This window comes from Rhizobiales bacterium NRL2 (assembly GCA_001664005.1).
Classification (GTDB): Bacteria; Pseudomonadota; Alphaproteobacteria; order Minwuiales; family Minwuiaceae; genus Minwuia.
In genome coordinates, this window is record CP016093.1 from 338,671 (window position 1) to 353,990 (window position 15,320).

Here is a 15,320-nt window from a genome sequence, read left to right on the forward strand (position 1 = left end):
CGTCTGCGTTTGCGCAGGCCTTGAACGGCGGCCGCGGTTCGCCTAATTAGCCGTCCGGCGCTGAGCCAATCACAACAACACCGGAGGCGTCCGTTGCGGCTCCGGGACAGATCAGCGTACCAGCGGCAGTCGAAGGGGGAGAGCGGGCACGTGACAGCGATGCTAGAGGTGTCTGATCTGGTGAAACGCTTCGGACCGTTCGCGGCGGTCGACGGGATCAGCTTCCGCGTCGGGCGCGGCGAGGTGCTGGGTTTCCTGGGTCCCAACGGCGCGGGCAAGTCCACGACGATGAAGATGATCACCGGCTTCCTCGGCCCCACCGCGGGCACGGTGACGGTGGCCGGCATCGACGCCCTGGCCGACCCCATCGCGGCGAAGCGGAAGATCGGCTATCTGCCAGAGGGCGCGCCGGCCTATCCCGACATGACGCCTGCGGGCTATCTGTCGTTCATCGCCGACGTGCGCGGGCTGAAGGGCGCGAAGAAGCGCGAACGCATCGCCGAGATCGCCGGCCGCATCGAGCTGGAACGGGTCATGCACCAGCCCATCGACACGCTGTCGAAGGGCTTCAAGCGCCGCGTCGGCCTGGCCCAGGCGCTGCTGCACGACCCGGAGATCCTGATCCTGGACGAGCCGACCGACGGCCTCGACCCGAACCAGAAGCACCAGGTGCGCGACCTGATCGCCGAGCTTTCGCCCGAGAAGGCCATCATCATCTCGACCCACATCCTGGAGGAGGTCTCGGCGGTCTGCAGCCGCGCCATGATCATCGCCCGCGGCAAGGTGGTCGCCGACGGCACGCCCGACGAGCTGATGGCGCGCTCGCGCTTCCGCGGCGCGGTCGTCGTGGTCATCGAGGGCGAGGGCGCGCCGGACTTCGAGACCGTGCGCGAGGACCTGCTGAAACTGCCGGGCGTCGCCGCGGTGGAGCAGGAGGCGCCGGGCCGGCTGACGGCCCTGCCGGCCGAGGGCGCGATGATCGCCGACGCCGTCTCCGGCCTGATCCGCGCGCGCGGCTGGCCGATGCGGTCCTTCCACGTCGATCCGGGCCGCCTGGACGAGGTATTCCGCAGCATCACTTCGGGGCGCGAGGGCCCCACGGAGAAGGCCGCATGAACGCGCTGATCGTCTTCCGCCGGGAACTCGCCGGCTATTTCCTCACCCCCGTGGCCTATGTCTTCATCGTCATCTTCCTGCTGACGACGGCGGCCTTCACCTTCTACCTCGGCAACTTCTTCGAGCGCGGCCAGGCCGACCTGAAGTCCTTTTTCACCCATCTGCCCTGGCTCTACCTGTTCCTGATCCCGGCCATCGGCATGCGGCTGTGGTCGGAGGAGCGCAAGACCGGCACGATCGAATTGCTGCTGACCCTGCCGATCTCGGTGCCGGCGGCGGTGCTGGGCAAGTTCCTCGCCGCCTGGGCGTTCACCGCGATCGCGCTGGCGCTGACCTTCCCGCTCTGGGTCACGGTCAATTTACTGGGCGATCCCGACAACGGCGTCATCCTGGCCGGCTATGTCGGCAGCCTGCTGATGGCCGGCGGCTATCTCGCCATCGCCAGCTGCCTGTCGGCGACGACCCAGAACCAGGTCATCGCCTTCGTCGTCGCCACCGTGGTCTGCTTCGCCTTCACGGTCTCCGGCGCGCCGCTGGTGCTGGAGTTCTTCGCCGCCTGGGCGCCGCAGAGCCTGCTCGACCTGATCGCGGGGTTCAGTTTCCTGGTCCACTTCAACTCCATCGTCGAGGGCGTGATCGACCTGCGCGACCTGGTCTATTTCGCCTCCCTGATCGCGGTCTGGCTGTTCGCCAACTGGATCGTCGTCGAACACAAGAAGCAGGCGGGATGAGGGCGATGCTGAACCAGCGTTTCATCAACATCTCCGCCGTCGTGCTGGCCGCGGCGCTGTTCCTGGCGGTCAACGTCATCGCCGACCGCCTGCTGGGCGCGGCGCGCATCGACCTGACCGAACACCGGCTGTTCACCCTTTCCGACGGCACGCGGAACCTGCTGGAAGGCCTGCAGGAGCCGGTGACGCTGAAGCTCTACTATTCGCGCTCGCTGGCCTCGAACGCGCCGGAGGTGCGCAACCACGCCGAGAACGTGATCAACATGCTGGAGGAGTACGAGGCGGTCGCCGACGGCATGATCAACCTGGAGATCATCGACCCCGAGCCCTTCTCGGAGGCCGAGGACCGCGCTGTCGACGCCGGGCTGTCGGGCGTGCCCGTCGGCGCCGCGGGCGAAAACTTCTATTTCGGCCTGGTCGGCCAGAACATGACCGACGACCAGGAGGCCATCGGCTTCTTCGCCCCCGACCGCGCGCGCTTCCTGGAATACGACCTGACGCGGACGATCCACGGCCTGTCCAGCCCCGACCTGCCGGTGCTGTCGATCATCACTTCCTTCCCGCTGGAGTTCGGGCCCGGCGGCATCCAGGCGGCGATGCGCGGCCAGAGCCGGGCCTATGGCATCCTGCGCCCGCTCAGGGAGTTCTTCGAGGTGCGCGTGCCGACCCCGCGCTGGGAGGAACTGGACGCCGACACGGACGTGCTGATGCTGCTGCACGCGCGCGACCTGACCCCGAAGCAGCTCTATTCCATCGACCAGTTCATCGTGAACGGCGGCAAGGCGGTGATCTTCGCCGACCCGTTCTCGGAGACCGCGGCGCAGCTGCCGCCGCCGGGCGGCCAGCCGCCCAGCCCGCTGGACACCCATTCGTCGATCCCCAAGGCGCTGTTCGACGCCTGGGGCCTGCGCATCGACGGCGACCGGCTGGTCGCGGACCGCGGCTACGCCACTCGCGTCAACGCCGGCCAGGGGCGGCGCGCCATCGTCGACTACGTGGCCTGGCTCACCGCCGGCCCGGAGGCGCTGAACCAGGACGATGTCGTCACCGCCGAACTGCAGATGCCGCTGCTGCTGCCCTCGATCGGCCATATCGAGCAGGCCGAGGACGCCACCGTCGACCTGCGTCCGCTGGTGCTGTCGAGCCAGGACTCGATGCTGATCGACGCCTCGAAGATCCGGTTCCGGCCCAACCCGCAGGCGCTGCTGTCCGAATTCGAGGCCGATGACCGGCGCTATGTGCTGGCGGCGCGGCTGAAGGGCGAGGTCAGTTCCGCCTTTGCCGAAGGCCCGCCGGAGGGTGTCGAGGCGGAACACGTGGCGAAGTCCGACGGCCCCGTCGACATGATCGTTGTCGCCGACGCGGACATGCTGGACGACCGCTACTGGGTGCAGCGCCAGGACATGTTCGGCGAGGAGGTCATGCAGCCGACCTCGGCCAACGCCAGCTTCCTGGTCAACGCGCTGGACAACCTGACCGGCTCCAGCGAGCTGATCGGCCTGCGCAGCCGCGCCGAGGGCGACCGTCCCTTCGCGCGCATCGAGGAACTGCGCCGCGAAGCCGAGCAGCGCTATCTGGCCGAGGCCGAGGCGCTCGAGGCGCAGCTTTCGGAGACGGAGAAGAAGCTGGCCGAACTGCAGTCCAGGGCCGGGGAGGGCGCCACGGAGCTGCTCTCCGCCGAGGAGGAGCGGACCATTGCCGAGTTCCAGCAGCGGATGCTCGATACCAGGCGCGAACTGCGCGGCGTCCAGCACAGCCTGCGCCGCGATATCGAGGCCCTGCGGGCCGATATCCAACTGGTCAACATCGCGCTGATGCCCGCACTGGTGCTGCTGATCGCCATCGGCGTCGCGTTCTACCGGCGTCACCGCCGCCGCGTCAGCCAGCAGCTGAGGGAGGTCTGAGACCATGCGCGTGAAAAGCTGGTTCGTCCTTCTGGCCGTCACCGCCCTCGCCGTCGCCGCCGCGCTGTGGCTGGTGGCCGCGCGCGACGAGCGCCTGGCCGAGCGCGTCTACGGGGAGCCGCTTTATCCCGGCCTCGCCGCACGGGTCAACGACATCGCCGAACTCGGCTTCGACACCGGGCTGGACCAGTGGACCATCCGCCGCGACGACGCCGGCGTCTGGCGCATGGCCGAGCGCGGCGGCTACCCCGCCGATCCGGACCGCGTGAAGCAGGCCGCCGTGGCGCTGGGCAAGGCCGCCGTGGTGGCGCCGAAGACCGCCGACCCGGCGAAGCACACGCGCCTCAGCCTGGTCGGCCCCGACCCGGAAGTCGAAAGCGCCGACGACGTGAAGACCGTCGCCATGACCGCGAGGACGGCCGAAGGCGAGACGCTCGCGGCGCTGATCCTGGGCAAGACGAAGCAGTTGCCCACCTCGTCGGAGCCGGGGCAGGTCTATGTCCGCCGCGAGGGCGAGGACCGCACCTGGCTGGTCGAGAGCCGCTTCGACATCCGCAAGGATCCGACGGCCTGGCTGGACAAGACGCTGCTGAAGATCGAACGCGCCCGCATCCGCGAGGTCGTGGTCGAGCATCCCGGCGGCGAGACGCTCAGGCTGAAGCGCAATCCCTATGGCGACCTCCGCCCCGTGGACATGCCCGAAGGCCGGGTCACCGAGGACATCCGCCTGACCGCTGCCCAGCGCAGCCTGGAGTTCTTGCCCTTCGCCGACGTCCGCCCCGCCGACGAGGTCGACATGTCCGGCGCCGTGGAGACCACCTACCGCGCCGACAACGGCATGGTCGTCACCGTGCGCACGAAGGAGGCAGGCTTCGAGACGGACGGCGACCCGGCCTACTGGGTCACCTTCGACATCCGCCACGATCCCGACAGCGTCTCGACGGAGGCCGACATGCCGGAGCTGACCGGCCCCGACGAGGAAAAGCCGGTGATCGACCCGGAAGAAGGCGCCGAGCGCGCCCAGACGGCCATGGAAAGGGCCGAGGGCTGGGCCTATCTGTTTGCCGAGTTCACCGCCCAGAACTTCATCCACCGGATGGAGACCGTGACGTCACCGAAAGAGGAAAGCTGAACAAGAAGATGACGGCCGAAAACTTCCAGTTCCAGGCGGAAGTCACCAGGCTTCTGCATATCGTTACCAACGCGCTCTACTCGGAGAAGGAGATCTTCCTCCGCGAGCTGATCTCCAACGCCTCCGACGCCTGCGAGCGGCTGCGCTACCTGGCCATCGCCGAGCCGTCGCTCACCGAGGGCGCCGAGCCTTTCCGCATCCGCATCGCCGTCGACCGGGAGGCGGGCACGCTGACGGTTTGCGACAACGGCGTCGGCATGACCCGGGACGAGCTGATCGAGAACCTGGGCACCATCGCCAAGTCGGGCTCGACCGCCTTCCTGGAGCAGCTCGAGGGCGGCAAGTCCGCGGATCTTTCCGTCATCGGCCAGTTCGGCGTCGGCTTCTATTCCGCCTTCATGGTCGCCGACGGGGTCGAGGTGCTGACCCGCCGCGCCGGCGAGGACACGGCCTGGCGCTGGAAGAGCGACGGCTCGGGCGCCTACACCATCGAGGACGCGGAGCGCGCCGGCCACGGCTCCGACGTGACCCTGAAGATCGCCGAGGCCCAGAAGGAGTTCCTGGACCCCGACCGGTTGCGCCGGATCGTCGAGACCTATTCCGACCACATCGCCTGGCCCATCACCATCCACGCCGGCGGCGACGAGATGGCCGACGACGCCGACGAGCCGGTCAACAAGGCGTCCGCGATCTGGACCCGTCCGAAGTCGGAGATCACCGAACAGGACTACACGGAATTCTACCACCATGTCGGCGGCGGCTTCGACGCGCCGTGGCTGACCATTCACGCCCATGTCGAGGGCAAGGTCGAATACCGCCTGCTGCTGTTCGTGCCGAGCGAGCGGCCCTTCGACCTGTTCCACCCCGACCGCAAGCACCGGGTGAAGCTCTACGTCAAGCGCGTCTTCATCACCGACGAGGCCGAGGAGCTGGCCCCCAGCTACATGCGCTTCCTGCGCGGCGTCGTCGATTCGGAAGACCTGCCGCTCAACGTCAGCCGCGAGATGCTGCAGAACGAGCCGCTGCTGCGCCACATGCGCGGCCAGATCGTCAAGCGGGTGCTGACCGAGCTTGAGCGCAAGGCGAAGAACGATCCGGAAGGTTTCGCGAAGTTCTGGGAGACCTTCGGTGCGGTCCTGAAAGAGGGCATCTACGAGGATCAGGAGGTCGGCGAGCGCATCCTCGAGCTTTCCCGCTTCCACTCCACGGCGGGCGAGGGGCTGGTCGGGCTCGACGAGTACGTCGCCCGCATGAAGCCGGAGCAGGAGGCGATCTACTACATCACCGCCGAGGACCTGGAGCAGGCCCGCAAGAGCCCGCAGCTCGAGGGCTTCCGCGCCAAGGGCGTCGAGGTGCTGCTGCTGACCGATCCGGTCGACGACTTCTGGCTGTCGGTGCGGCCCGCCTACAATGAAAAGCCCTTCCGCTCGGTCACCCGCGGCGGCGCCGACCTGTCGAAGATCGCCGGCGGCGAGACGGAGACGTCCGAAGAAGAGGACAAGGCCGACAAGCCCGGCCAGACCGAGCTCGCGACCCTGATCGCCGGCATCAAGCAGGCGCTGGGCGAGAAGGTGAAGGATGTCCGCGAATCCGGCCGCCTGCAGGAAAGTCCGGTCTGTCTGGTCGCCGACGAGTTCGACATGGACCTTCGGCTGGAGCGGGTGCTGAAGGCCCACAAGCAGGTCGACCAGGCCTCGAAGCGCATCATGGAGATCAATCCGCGCCATCCCCTGATCCGCCGCCTGGCCGAGCGGATCCGGGAAGGCGGCGTCGACGACGCTCTGACCGAGGCCTCGGAACTGCTGCTCGACCAGGCGCTGATCATCGAGGGCGAGCCCATCGCCGACCCGGCCGCCTTCAGCCGGCGCATGGCCGACTTCATGGTGCGGGGGCTGTAGAGCGGTTCAGTCGGCGCGCCGGGGATGGACCGGCCGACCGGCGCGCCTTCTGACTCCCGTCGCACGGGGTCCCGGCTCTCCGCTGCGCTGCGGCCGGGATGACAACGTTTGTGAGGAGGGGCCCGCCCGCCTTCTGCCCCCGGTGTCATGCCCGCCAATGTGCGGGCATCCGGGCGATCGAACGACTTGCGGCGAAGCCGCTCCGGACTCCCGCACGGTGGCGGGGGTGACATCATGCGGGGACGCCAATTGCCTCAATGTCCTGGCGGCTCACCTATGCCAGCGCGATGGCCTCGATCTCGATGTCGAAGGGCCAGGGCCAGGAGCCGACGGTGACGAAGGTCCGCGCCGGCGGCTCGCTGGGGAAGAACGCGCGGTAGGCGTCGTTCACCCGGTCGAACATGCCGGCGTTCACCGCGAAGACCGTGGTCTTCATGATCTTCGACATGTCGGAGCCGTTGGCCTCCAGCACGGTCTTTATCGCGTTCAGGGAGGCGGTCGTCTGCTCCTCGATATTGCCGGTGACCAGCTTGCCCGTGTCCAGGTTCAGCGGCGGCAGACCGCCGACGAAGATCAGCCCGCCGCCGCGGGTCGCCAGCGACAGCGGCACGCGGCCCTTGTCGACGATCTCCTGGATGACGGGATGGGTCAGGATTTCCTTGCTCATGGTCGCTCTCCCCTTCGTTCGTTTGCGCCGCCAGTCTGGGCGGAAGCCGGGGCGGCGGACAAGCCGATTGCGCCGCCGCGCGCCAGCACGTTGAATATCCGCATGGATTTCGAGAAGCCCAGTTTCATGGCCCATGCGCTGGACGCGGCAGGCGCGGCGCTGCTGCGGGGCGAGGTGCCGGTTGGGGCGGTCGTTGTGCACCACCCGACGGAGCGCATCGTCGGCCGCGCCGGCAACCAGACGGTCGGGCGCAACGATCCGACGGGCCATGCCGAGATCCTGGCGCTCCGCCAGGCCGGACAGGCGCTCGGCGGGTATCGTCTGACCGAGTGCGACCTCTACGTCACGCTGGAGCCCTGCGCCATGTGCGCCGGCGCCATCAGCCACGCCCGCATCCGCCGGCTCTATTACGGCGCCGCGGACGGGAAGGGCGGCGCGGTGGAGAACGGCGTGCGCTTCTTCCAGCAGCCCACCTGCCACCATGCGCCGGAAGTCTATCCCGGCATCGACGAGGCCCGCGCCGCGGAACTGCTGCGCCGGTTCTTCCAGCAGAAGCGACTCTGAAACCGCCCCTGAGGTTGGGCCGGGGATGGTCGGGCCGGCCAGGGGGCGGCGCCGGGATTCAACCGTAGCGCCACGCCAGAAGCCCGAAACTGGCGATGAAATGGATGATCAGGTAGACGCTCGTCACCAAGCGGGTGCGGGCATGCCGTTGATTTCGTTCTCGTTCCCAGGCCGCGCGTTCTGGCGAAACCGTTGCGTCTTCGATCTCCTCGCGCAGGAACCGGTCCATCGAAGCCGGCGTCCACATGTTGTTCCAGATTACAAACCGATTTCCGTGGCCGGCGATCACGGCGGCGCCGATTACGCCGCCCAGCACGAAAAGCCAGATCACAAGGTCCATGAAGAACAACATTATTCGAGACTACATGAATTTGCGGGACGCCGGCATGACTGGTGCCGCGCACCCGCATCGCCGCGTGCACCAAGACCGCCGTTGCCCTCCATCCTTTCATCGCGCGGATGAGCATGCCATCATTCCGTCACACAGCGACGGAGGTGCGACATGGGCGAGGTGGTCAGTCTGGATGACTACAGTTCCGGCGCCCGGCGGGGACAGGCCGCCGCGCCGGGCGCCAGGATGGACGTCTTCTTCGACCGACGGGAACTCGGCCTCATCCTCGACCTCTACGGCCAGATGGTCGCCAGCGGCGACTGGCGCGACTACGCCATCGGCCATGACCGCGACGTCTGCGTCTTCGCCGTCTACCAGCGCAGTTCGGAAGCGCCGCTCTACCGCATCGTCAAGCGCCCGAAACTGGCGCGCCGCCAGGGCATGTTCCAGGTGGTGGGCCGCGACGGCCGGGTGCTGAAGCGCGGCCACGACCTCGCCACGGTGCTCCGGGTCTTCGACACCAAGCGCTGGAAGGTGGTCGAGTAGCCGCAAGGCGCGCGCCGCCCGGATCCAGGCGGCGGAACGAAAAAAATCCCGGCGGGGTTGCCGCCGGGATCGGGTGGGCCGAGCTTCGCTTGTTGTTGCTCTTGTACGTTGCGGCCCAGTGGGTTCGGCCGGATCCTGTTGTTGTTCTTGTGCCGGCCTGACTTTCGCCCCTGCTGCCTCAGCCGTGGCCTGCTGCAGGGTGACCGTGGCCGGCGAGATGGGAAACGAGGCCGCCGGCCGCGGCGACAATCATCAGCAGGGCGGTGCTGGCAAGCCTTGTCCGGATCGCGGTCTTCATTGTCGGTCTCCCTGGTTGCGACGCCGTTTCGCGTCCCGTTGTTCCTAATCTGACCCCTGCGGCCGGCGGCGGGAACCCCCCGCCGCCACTTGCCCCAGCTCTGTCACCGCCCGGATTCGGACGGTCACAGCGGGACGGCGCGGCGCCTCAATCCCGGTCGCCCGCGCCGCGCGTCGCCGCATCCACGGCCACCACGGCGTCGATGACGCGCTTGGTCGCTTCGGCGATCAGCAGCAGGTCGCCGTCGACCCGGGCGTAGATCAGGCCCTCGGCCGGATCGCGCAGGCCGTAGCGGCCATGGTCGTAGACCGGCACGTAGCGCACGCCGTCGGGCAGGCGCTCGCCGATCGCGTAGCGCTTCTTGGCGAGGCCCGGCGGCATGCAGCCGTTGTTCTTCTTGGCCAGGCCGGGCGGGCAGTGGCCCGGCTGCGCCATGGCCGGCGCGGCGATCATGGGCACGGCCATCATGGCGATGGCCGTACTCAGGAACATGGTGCGGATGGCCGTTTTCATTGTCGTTCTCTCCGTTTCCTTGCCATTCTCGGCACTGATATGTGTCCAATGACCGTATCCGGGTAGTGCGCGGCGCAACTTGCCCCTGTACGGTCACGGCCCCGATCCGCTAAGCCTCGCGGCTGAATGGCGGATGAACCCGGCGTCAACGAGGGAGCGGCGACATGAGCAGGCAGGATCTCTATCTGGTCTTCGGCGGCGCGCTGGTCGATCCGCGCGAGAACGTGCTGGCGGAGCCCGACAAGACCGACGTGGTCGGCGTCTTCGCCACCTACGACGCGGCGCTGAAGGCCTGGCGCGGGCGCAGCCAGGCCAATGTGGACGACGCCTATGTCCGCTATTTCATCGCCCCGCTGCACCGGCTGATGCACCCGGACGAAGAGGGCGTCTGAGGGCGCCGCGCGGGATGCAGACCGAAGTCGTCACCGGGGACATCACGGCGCTGTCGGTCGACGCCATCGTCAACGCCGCCAACGAGAGCCTGCTGGGCGGTGGCGGGGTCGACGGCGCGATCCACCGCGCGGCGGGGCCGGAGCTGCTCGAGGAATGCCGCGCGCTGGGCGGCTGTCCCACGGGGGAGGCGCGGATCACGAAGGGCTATGGCCTGCCCGCGCGCCACGTCATCCACACCGTCGGGCCGGTCTGGCGTGGCGGGGCGGCCGGGGAGCCCGGCCTGCTCGCCGCCTGCTACCGCAACAGCCTGGCGCTGGCCACGGAACACGGCCTCGCCTCCATTGCCTTTCCCGCCATCTCGACGGGCGTCTACGGCTATCCGCTGGAACAGGCGACCGAAATCGCCGTGGAGGTCGTGCTGACGGTGCGGGCGCGGCCGGCGCACGTCATCTTCTGCTGCTTCGACGGGCCGACGGCGGCGGTCTGTCAGCGGGTGCTGGACGCGCAGCAGCCGTTCCCCAACTGAACGGGCGGGCAGGGCGTGTCGCCATGGCTGCAATAGACGCAGCAGTCGCCCGGCTTCGGCCGGTGGAGATCGCCGCAGGCCGGGCATTCCCGGAACCAGATGCAGGCGTCCTCGGGCATGGTCTCGGTCGCCCGCGCGCCGCAGGCCGGACAGGTGACGGTCGATTGCAGGCGGAGGGGGACGGTTTCCGCCGTGCCGGCATCGGTCATGGCGCGACCTCGCGGAATTCTGGAGCGGGTGATGGGAATCGAACCCACGACTCTCAGCTTGGGAAGCTGAAGCTCTACCACTGAGCTACACCCGCATGGTCCCGATTCCTAGACCCGCCCGGCCCGGCTGGCAAGCGGTTGGTTGGCGCCGCCGGCGCCACGCCGATCCCTTCTCCCCCGCGAGTGGGGGCGAGCAATCTCGGTGAAATCATCCTCCCCCTGGAATCAGGGGGGCGGCCCAAAGAAGCAGCCAGAAGGCGCGCGGGCCGGCCCCGCCATCCCCCGCGCGCCCTCGTTCACTTCCTGGCCTGCTGTCTCAACAGCAAGAGCACCACGCCGGCGACGATGAGCGCCGCGCCGGCGACGGCCAGCGCGTCGGGGACGTCGCCGAAGACGGCGAAGTCGTAGAGGCTGGCGAAGACAAGCGTCGAGTAGAAGGCCGGGATCACGTGGCTGGCCGCGCCGCGCTTCATGGCCTGGATGAACAGGCTCTGCGCCCCCACCATGGCGACGCCGATCAGCACCAGCAGTGGCCATTGCTCCGGCGTCGGCGCGCGCCAGACGAAGGCGGCGGCCGTGCCGGCGATGCAGGCGCCGAGACAGTTGTTGATCAGCAGAATGCGGATCGGCGGCTCCCGGTCGGAGAGGCGTTTGATCATGATCGCCTCGAGGCCCATGAATACCGCCGCCCCCAGGGCGATCGCCGCCGCCGGCTGATAGGCCGCCGTGCCCGGCCGGATCAGCACCAGCGCGCCGGTCAGCGCCACGGCCACCGCCAGCCAGCGCCAGGGTCCGACGCGCTCGCCCAGGAACAGGATCGCCAGTCCCATGGTGACCACGGGGCTGAGAAAGCTGATCGCCGTGGCGTCGGCCAGCGGCATGCGCGCGGCGGCGGCGAACAGGCAGGTCGCGCCGAGCCAGCCGGCCGCCGTCCGCCCGGCATGAACCGGCCAGGCCGCGCCGCGGAAGTCCGGCCTGAGCCAGAGCGCGAAGCCGGCCACCGTCACGAAGCCGAAGACGAAGCGCGCGGCGCTGACCTGGAAGGGGTGCAGCCCGGTCCCCTCTGCGCCCAGGCCCAGCGCCTTGGCGATCAGGGAGGTCACCGCGATCAGCGCGCTGGCGCCGATCATGGCCAGGATGGCGAGACGCCGGCGGCGGGCGTCCTCGGCGGTGAAGGCGGGGGTGGCGGTCATGCGCCGCCTTTGCCACCGCCCCGCCCGTCCGGCAAGCGCCGATTCCGCGGCCCTCGTCTTTCACCCCCTCCCCGGCCCTCCCCCTCACGAGGGAGAGGGGGAACGAACCGGCGAACTGTGAGATCATTGCCTCCCCCTGGGATCAGGGGGAGGTCGGCGCGGCACGCGCCGGGAGGGGGTCGGGCGGCGCCGGCGCCCTCATAACGCCGCTTCACCGCTGCGTGAATCGGCGGGGCTGCAAGTTGACAGCCGCGCCGGCGCAGCCAAGCTTCCGGACTTCAACGGAAGACGCCGCCGAACGGGAGACAACATGACCGACGCCGCCATCCATCAGAAGGCGCCCGGGCTGGACCCGGCCAAGTTCCGCGATCCCGATGTTACCGCCGACGGTTCGGCCCGCGCCTCGGTGGCGCTGGAGGAGCTGCAGACGCTCTGGTTCAACACCGGCACGCTCTGCAATCTCGAATGCGTCAACTGCTACATCGAGAGCAGCCCCACCAACGACCGGCTGCAATACCTCCCGCTGGCGGAGGCGGAGCGGTTCCTGGACGAGCTGGACCGCGATTTCCGCGCCGTCGAGATCGGCTTCACGGGCGGCGAGCCGTTCATGAACCCGGACTTCATGGCGATGCTCGAATCGGCGCTGGACCGCGGCTACCGGGCGCTGGTGCTGACCAACGCCATGCGGCCGATGATGAAGCGCGCCGGCGAACTTCTGGCGCTCCGCGAACGCTTCGGCGAGCGGCTGCATGTCCGGGTCTCGATCGACCATTATTCGCGCGAACTGCACGATCTGGAGCGCGGGGCCGGGGCATGGGAGCGGATGCTGCCGGGCCTCGACTGGCTGGCGGCGAACGGCTTCCGCCTTTCGATCGCCGGCCGGACATTCTGGAAGGAGTCCGAGGACAGTCTGCGCGAAGGATTCGGACGCTTTCTCGCGGCCCGCGGCATCGGCCTCGACGCCGGCGACCCGGAACGGCTGGTGCTGTTCCCGGAGATGGACGCCGCCGCCGACGTGCCGGAGATCACCACCGCCTGCTGGGGCATACTGGACGTGCAGCCCTCGTCCATGATGTGCGCCAGCTCGCGCATGGTCATCCACCGCAAGGGCGCGCCCTCGGCGACCGTGGCACCGTGCACCCTGCTGCCCTACGAGACCGGCCTGGAGATGGGCCGGACCCTGGCCGAGGCCCGCGCCGAAGTAAAGCTGAACCACCCCCATTGCGCCAGGTTCTGCGTGCTGGGCGGCGGCTCTTGCTCGCGCGCATGAGCGGCGTCCCCGGCCCGGGCCCGCTCGAGGCGCCGGTCTTCGTTCATGGCGCCGCCTGAGGGGAGCGGTCACGGGCTGGCAAGTTCCCCCGGAATCATGCTCAATAGCGGGCATGGCCAGTGACCCGACATTCGACAGCCAGGGCCGTTACGTCGCCGAGACCCGCGGCGTGACCGTGCGCGTCAAGCCGGCCTATCTGCCGCGCCAGTCCGACCCCGAGAGCGGCCGTCACGTCTGGGCCTACGAGGTCACCATCGAGAACGGCGGCGGCGAGACCGTGCAGCTTCTCAACCGCCACTGGCGCATCACCGACGGACACGGCCGCGTCGAGATCGTGGAAGGCCCCGGCGTCGTGGGCGAGCAGCCGGTCCTGCAGCCCGGCCAGCGTCACACCTATGCCAGCGGCTGTCCCCTGCCGACGCCGAGCGGAATCATGGTCGGCCACTACGAGATGGTGAACGGGAAGGGCGAGCGCTTCCTGGTCGAGATTCCGGCCTTCTCCCTGGATCTGCCGGGCGGCGACCGGGCCGTGAACTAGGGCCGGTCATGGAGGGCGCGCGGGGGGTCCTGCTGATCAACGGCGTGCTGGTCGTCCTGCTGGGCCTCGCCATGCTGGCGCCCATGCTGGTGGACCTAGCCTACGGCCACAGGGACTATCTGGTGTTCCTGTCTTCGGCCGCGGTGACCGTCTTCGCCGGCGGCGCGGTGGTGACGGCGACCTTCAGCCGGGGCCTGCAGCTCGACATGCGCCAGGCGTTCATCCTGACCACCAGCGTCTGGCTCGTGCTGCCGGCCTTCGCGGCGCTGCCCTTCCTGCTGTGCGAGCTGAAGCTGTCCTACACCGACGCCTTCTTCGAAGCGATGTCGGGCCTGACCACGACGGGTTCGACGGTGATCGTCGGCCTGGACCGGGCGCCGCCGGGCATCCTGATCTGGCGCGCCATCCTGCAATGGCTGGGCGGCGTCGGCATCATCGTCACCGCCATCGCCGTGCTGCCGCTGCTCCGGGTCGGCGGCATGCAGCTCTTTCGCATGGAAAGCTCCGAACAGTCCGACAAGGCCCTGCCGCGCGCGGCGCAGATCGCCGCCGCCACGGCCGTCGCCTACCTGATCCTGAGCATTGCCTGCGCCGGGGCGCTGTGGTTCGCCGGGCTGAGCGCCTTCGACGCCATCGCCCACGCCATGACCACGGTCGCCACGGGCGGTTTCTCGACCTCCGACAGCTCCGTCGGGGGCTTCGCCAACGCCGCCGCGGAATGGATCATCATCCTGTTCATGATTGCCGGCTCGCTGCCCTTCATTCTCTATCTCCAGGCCGTCCGCGGCCGGCCGGCGGCGTTCTGGCGCGATACCCAGGTGCGCTGGTTCCTGGCCACGATCGCCGGGGCGACGGCGCTGGTGCTGCTGCTCTCCGGCGTCCGCGGCCTGGCCGGGGGGGAGCTCGAGGCGGTGCGGCTGAGCGCCTTCAACACGATCTCCATCATCACCGGCACGGGCTATGCCAGCGACGACTATGGCGGCTGGGGCCGGGCCGTGATCGTGCTGTTCTTCTTCTACACCTTCATCGGCGGCTGCGCCGGCTCGACGTCCTGCGGCATCAAGATCTTCCGTTTCCGGGTGATGTTCGAAAGCGCCCGGGTGCAGATCCATCAGCTCATCCAGCCCAATGCGGTGATGGTGCCGCGCTTCAACGGCCGGCCCCTGGAGACCCACGTCATCGACGCGGTGATGAGCTTTTTCTTCCTGTTCGCCATGGTCTTCGGCGTGCTCGCCTTCCTGCTGACCCTGACGGGCCTGGACATGACCACGGCGCTGTCGGGGGCGGCGACGGCGATCTCCAATGTCGGCCCCGGCCTGGGCGACATCATCGGCCCGGCGGGCACGTTCAAGCCGCTGCCCGATTCGGCGAAGTGGCTGCTGTCGGCGGGCATGCTGCTCGGCCGGCTGGAGCTGTTCACGGTGCTGGTGCTGTTCACCCGGCGGTTCTGGCGGACCTGAGCATTGACCTTGCGGCACCGTGCCGCCTTAC

17 protein-coding genes and 1 tRNA gene are annotated in these 15,320 nt (G+C 68.8%); 12 read left to right on the top strand and 6 right to left on the bottom strand.

The annotated features are described in order from the left end of the window. Window positions 1–159: 159 nt before the first annotated feature. Genes TEF_01500 through TEF_01520 form a run of 5 tightly spaced genes read left to right on the top strand, consistent with a single transcriptional unit; the run spans window position 160 to window position 6,781 of the window. Window positions 160–1,116: an ABC transporter ATP-binding protein gene (locus tag TEF_01500; GenBank protein ANK79614.1), complete on the top strand. Its 957-nt coding sequence runs from the start codon at window positions 160–162 to the stop codon at window positions 1,114–1,116. Beyond that, complete coding sequence (locus TEF_01505; protein ANK79615.1) at window positions 1,113–1,847, top strand: ABC transporter permease; 735 nt, start codon at window positions 1,113–1,115, stop codon at window positions 1,845–1,847. Before TEF_01500 ends, TEF_01505 begins: the two co-directional genes overlap by 4 nt. Beyond that, a complete protein-coding gene (locus TEF_01510; protein ID ANK79616.1) occupies window positions 1,844–3,751 on the top strand; it encodes a hypothetical protein in 1,908 nt (635 codons plus the stop codon). The genes TEF_01505 and TEF_01510 overlap by 4 nt, the downstream gene beginning before the upstream one ends. A 10-nt stretch (window positions 3,752–3,761) precedes the next feature. Then, window positions 3,762–4,883: a hypothetical protein gene (locus TEF_01515; protein ID ANK79617.1), complete on the top strand. Its 1,122-nt coding sequence runs from the start codon at window positions 3,762–3,764 to the stop codon at window positions 4,881–4,883. Window positions 4,884–4,891: 8 nt separating this feature from the next. Further along, window positions 4,892–6,781 carry a molecular chaperone HtpG gene (locus tag TEF_01520; GenBank protein ANK79618.1) on the top strand — a complete coding sequence of 630 codons (1,890 nt, stop codon included), beginning with the start codon at window positions 4,892–4,894 and terminating at the stop codon, window positions 6,779–6,781. A gap of 274 nt (window positions 6,782–7,055) precedes the next feature. Here TEF_01520 and TEF_01525 read toward each other — a convergent pair whose 3' ends face one another. After that, on the bottom strand, window positions 7,056–7,448 hold the full coding sequence (locus tag TEF_01525) for an enamine deaminase RidA (GenBank protein ID ANK79619.1): 393 nt from the start codon (window positions 7,446–7,448) through the stop codon (window positions 7,056–7,058). 102 nt (window positions 7,449–7,550) lie between these two features. Between TEF_01525 and TEF_01530 the strand changes: the two genes are divergently transcribed. After that, entirely contained in the window at window positions 7,551–8,012 is a 462-nt protein-coding gene (locus tag TEF_01530; protein ID ANK79620.1) for a tRNA-specific adenosine deaminase, read from the top strand. Between the two features lie 58 nt (window positions 8,013–8,070). Here TEF_01530 and TEF_01535 read toward each other — a convergent pair whose 3' ends face one another. Continuing rightward, entirely contained in the window at window positions 8,071–8,364 is a 294-nt protein-coding gene (locus tag TEF_01535) for a hypothetical protein (GenBank protein ID ANK79621.1), read from the bottom strand. Between the two features lie 225 nt (window positions 8,365–8,589). Between TEF_01535 and TEF_01540 the strand changes: the two genes are divergently transcribed. Beyond that, window positions 8,590–8,889, top strand: coding sequence for a hypothetical protein (locus TEF_01540; GenBank protein ID ANK83208.1), 300 nt, complete (start codon window positions 8,590–8,592; stop codon window positions 8,887–8,889). A gap of 445 nt (window positions 8,890–9,334) precedes the next feature. Here TEF_01540 and TEF_01545 read toward each other — a convergent pair whose 3' ends face one another. After that, window positions 9,335–9,679, bottom strand: a complete 345-nt coding sequence (locus TEF_01545; GenBank protein ID ANK83209.1) for a hypothetical protein — start codon at window positions 9,677–9,679, stop codon at window positions 9,335–9,337. Window positions 9,680–9,864: 185 nt separating this feature from the next. Between TEF_01545 and TEF_01550 the strand changes: the two genes are divergently transcribed. Continuing rightward, window positions 9,865–10,092 (top strand): hypothetical protein, encoded by a 228-nt coding sequence (locus TEF_01550; protein ID ANK79622.1) that lies wholly within the window; start codon window positions 9,865–9,867, stop codon window positions 10,090–10,092. 14 nt (window positions 10,093–10,106) lie between these two features. After that, a complete protein-coding gene (locus tag TEF_01555) occupies window positions 10,107–10,619 on the top strand; it encodes an RNase III inhibitor (GenBank protein ID ANK79623.1) in 513 nt (170 codons plus the stop codon). Here the strand turns inward: TEF_01555 and TEF_01560 are convergent. The 3 genes from TEF_01560 to TEF_01570 all read right to left on the bottom strand — a co-directional run bounded on the left by TEF_01560 (window position 10,580) and on the right by TEF_01570 (window position 12,021). Further along, window positions 10,580–10,828, bottom strand: coding sequence for a hypothetical protein (locus TEF_01560; protein ANK79624.1), 249 nt, complete (start codon window positions 10,826–10,828; stop codon window positions 10,580–10,582). The two genes, TEF_01555 and TEF_01560, sit on opposite strands and share 40 nt — an antisense overlap. A 20-nt stretch (window positions 10,829–10,848) precedes the next feature. Beyond that, window positions 10,849–10,923 (bottom strand) — tRNA-Gly (locus tag TEF_01565). Window positions 10,924–11,124: 201 nt separating this feature from the next. Further along, window positions 11,125–12,021, bottom strand: a complete 897-nt coding sequence (locus TEF_01570) for a hypothetical protein (GenBank protein ANK79625.1) — start codon at window positions 12,019–12,021, stop codon at window positions 11,125–11,127. A 310-nt stretch (window positions 12,022–12,331) separates the two neighbouring features. On the opposite strand from TEF_01570, the gene TEF_01575 reads away from it, so the two are divergent. From TEF_01575 to TEF_01585, 3 genes are all read left to right on the top strand, one after another. Continuing rightward, window positions 12,332–13,291 (top strand): radical SAM protein, encoded by a 960-nt coding sequence (locus tag TEF_01575; protein ANK79626.1) that lies wholly within the window; start codon window positions 12,332–12,334, stop codon window positions 13,289–13,291. 112 nt (window positions 13,292–13,403) lie between these two features. Beyond that, window positions 13,404–13,829, top strand: a complete 426-nt coding sequence (locus TEF_01580) for a Co2+/Mg2+ efflux protein ApaG (GenBank protein ANK79627.1) — start codon at window positions 13,404–13,406, stop codon at window positions 13,827–13,829. Between the two features lie 8 nt (window positions 13,830–13,837). Continuing rightward, on the top strand, window positions 13,838–15,289 hold the full coding sequence (locus TEF_01585; GenBank protein ID ANK79628.1) for a potassium transporter TrkH: 1,452 nt from the start codon (window positions 13,838–13,840) through the stop codon (window positions 15,287–15,289). Window positions 15,290–15,320 lie beyond the last annotated feature (31 nt).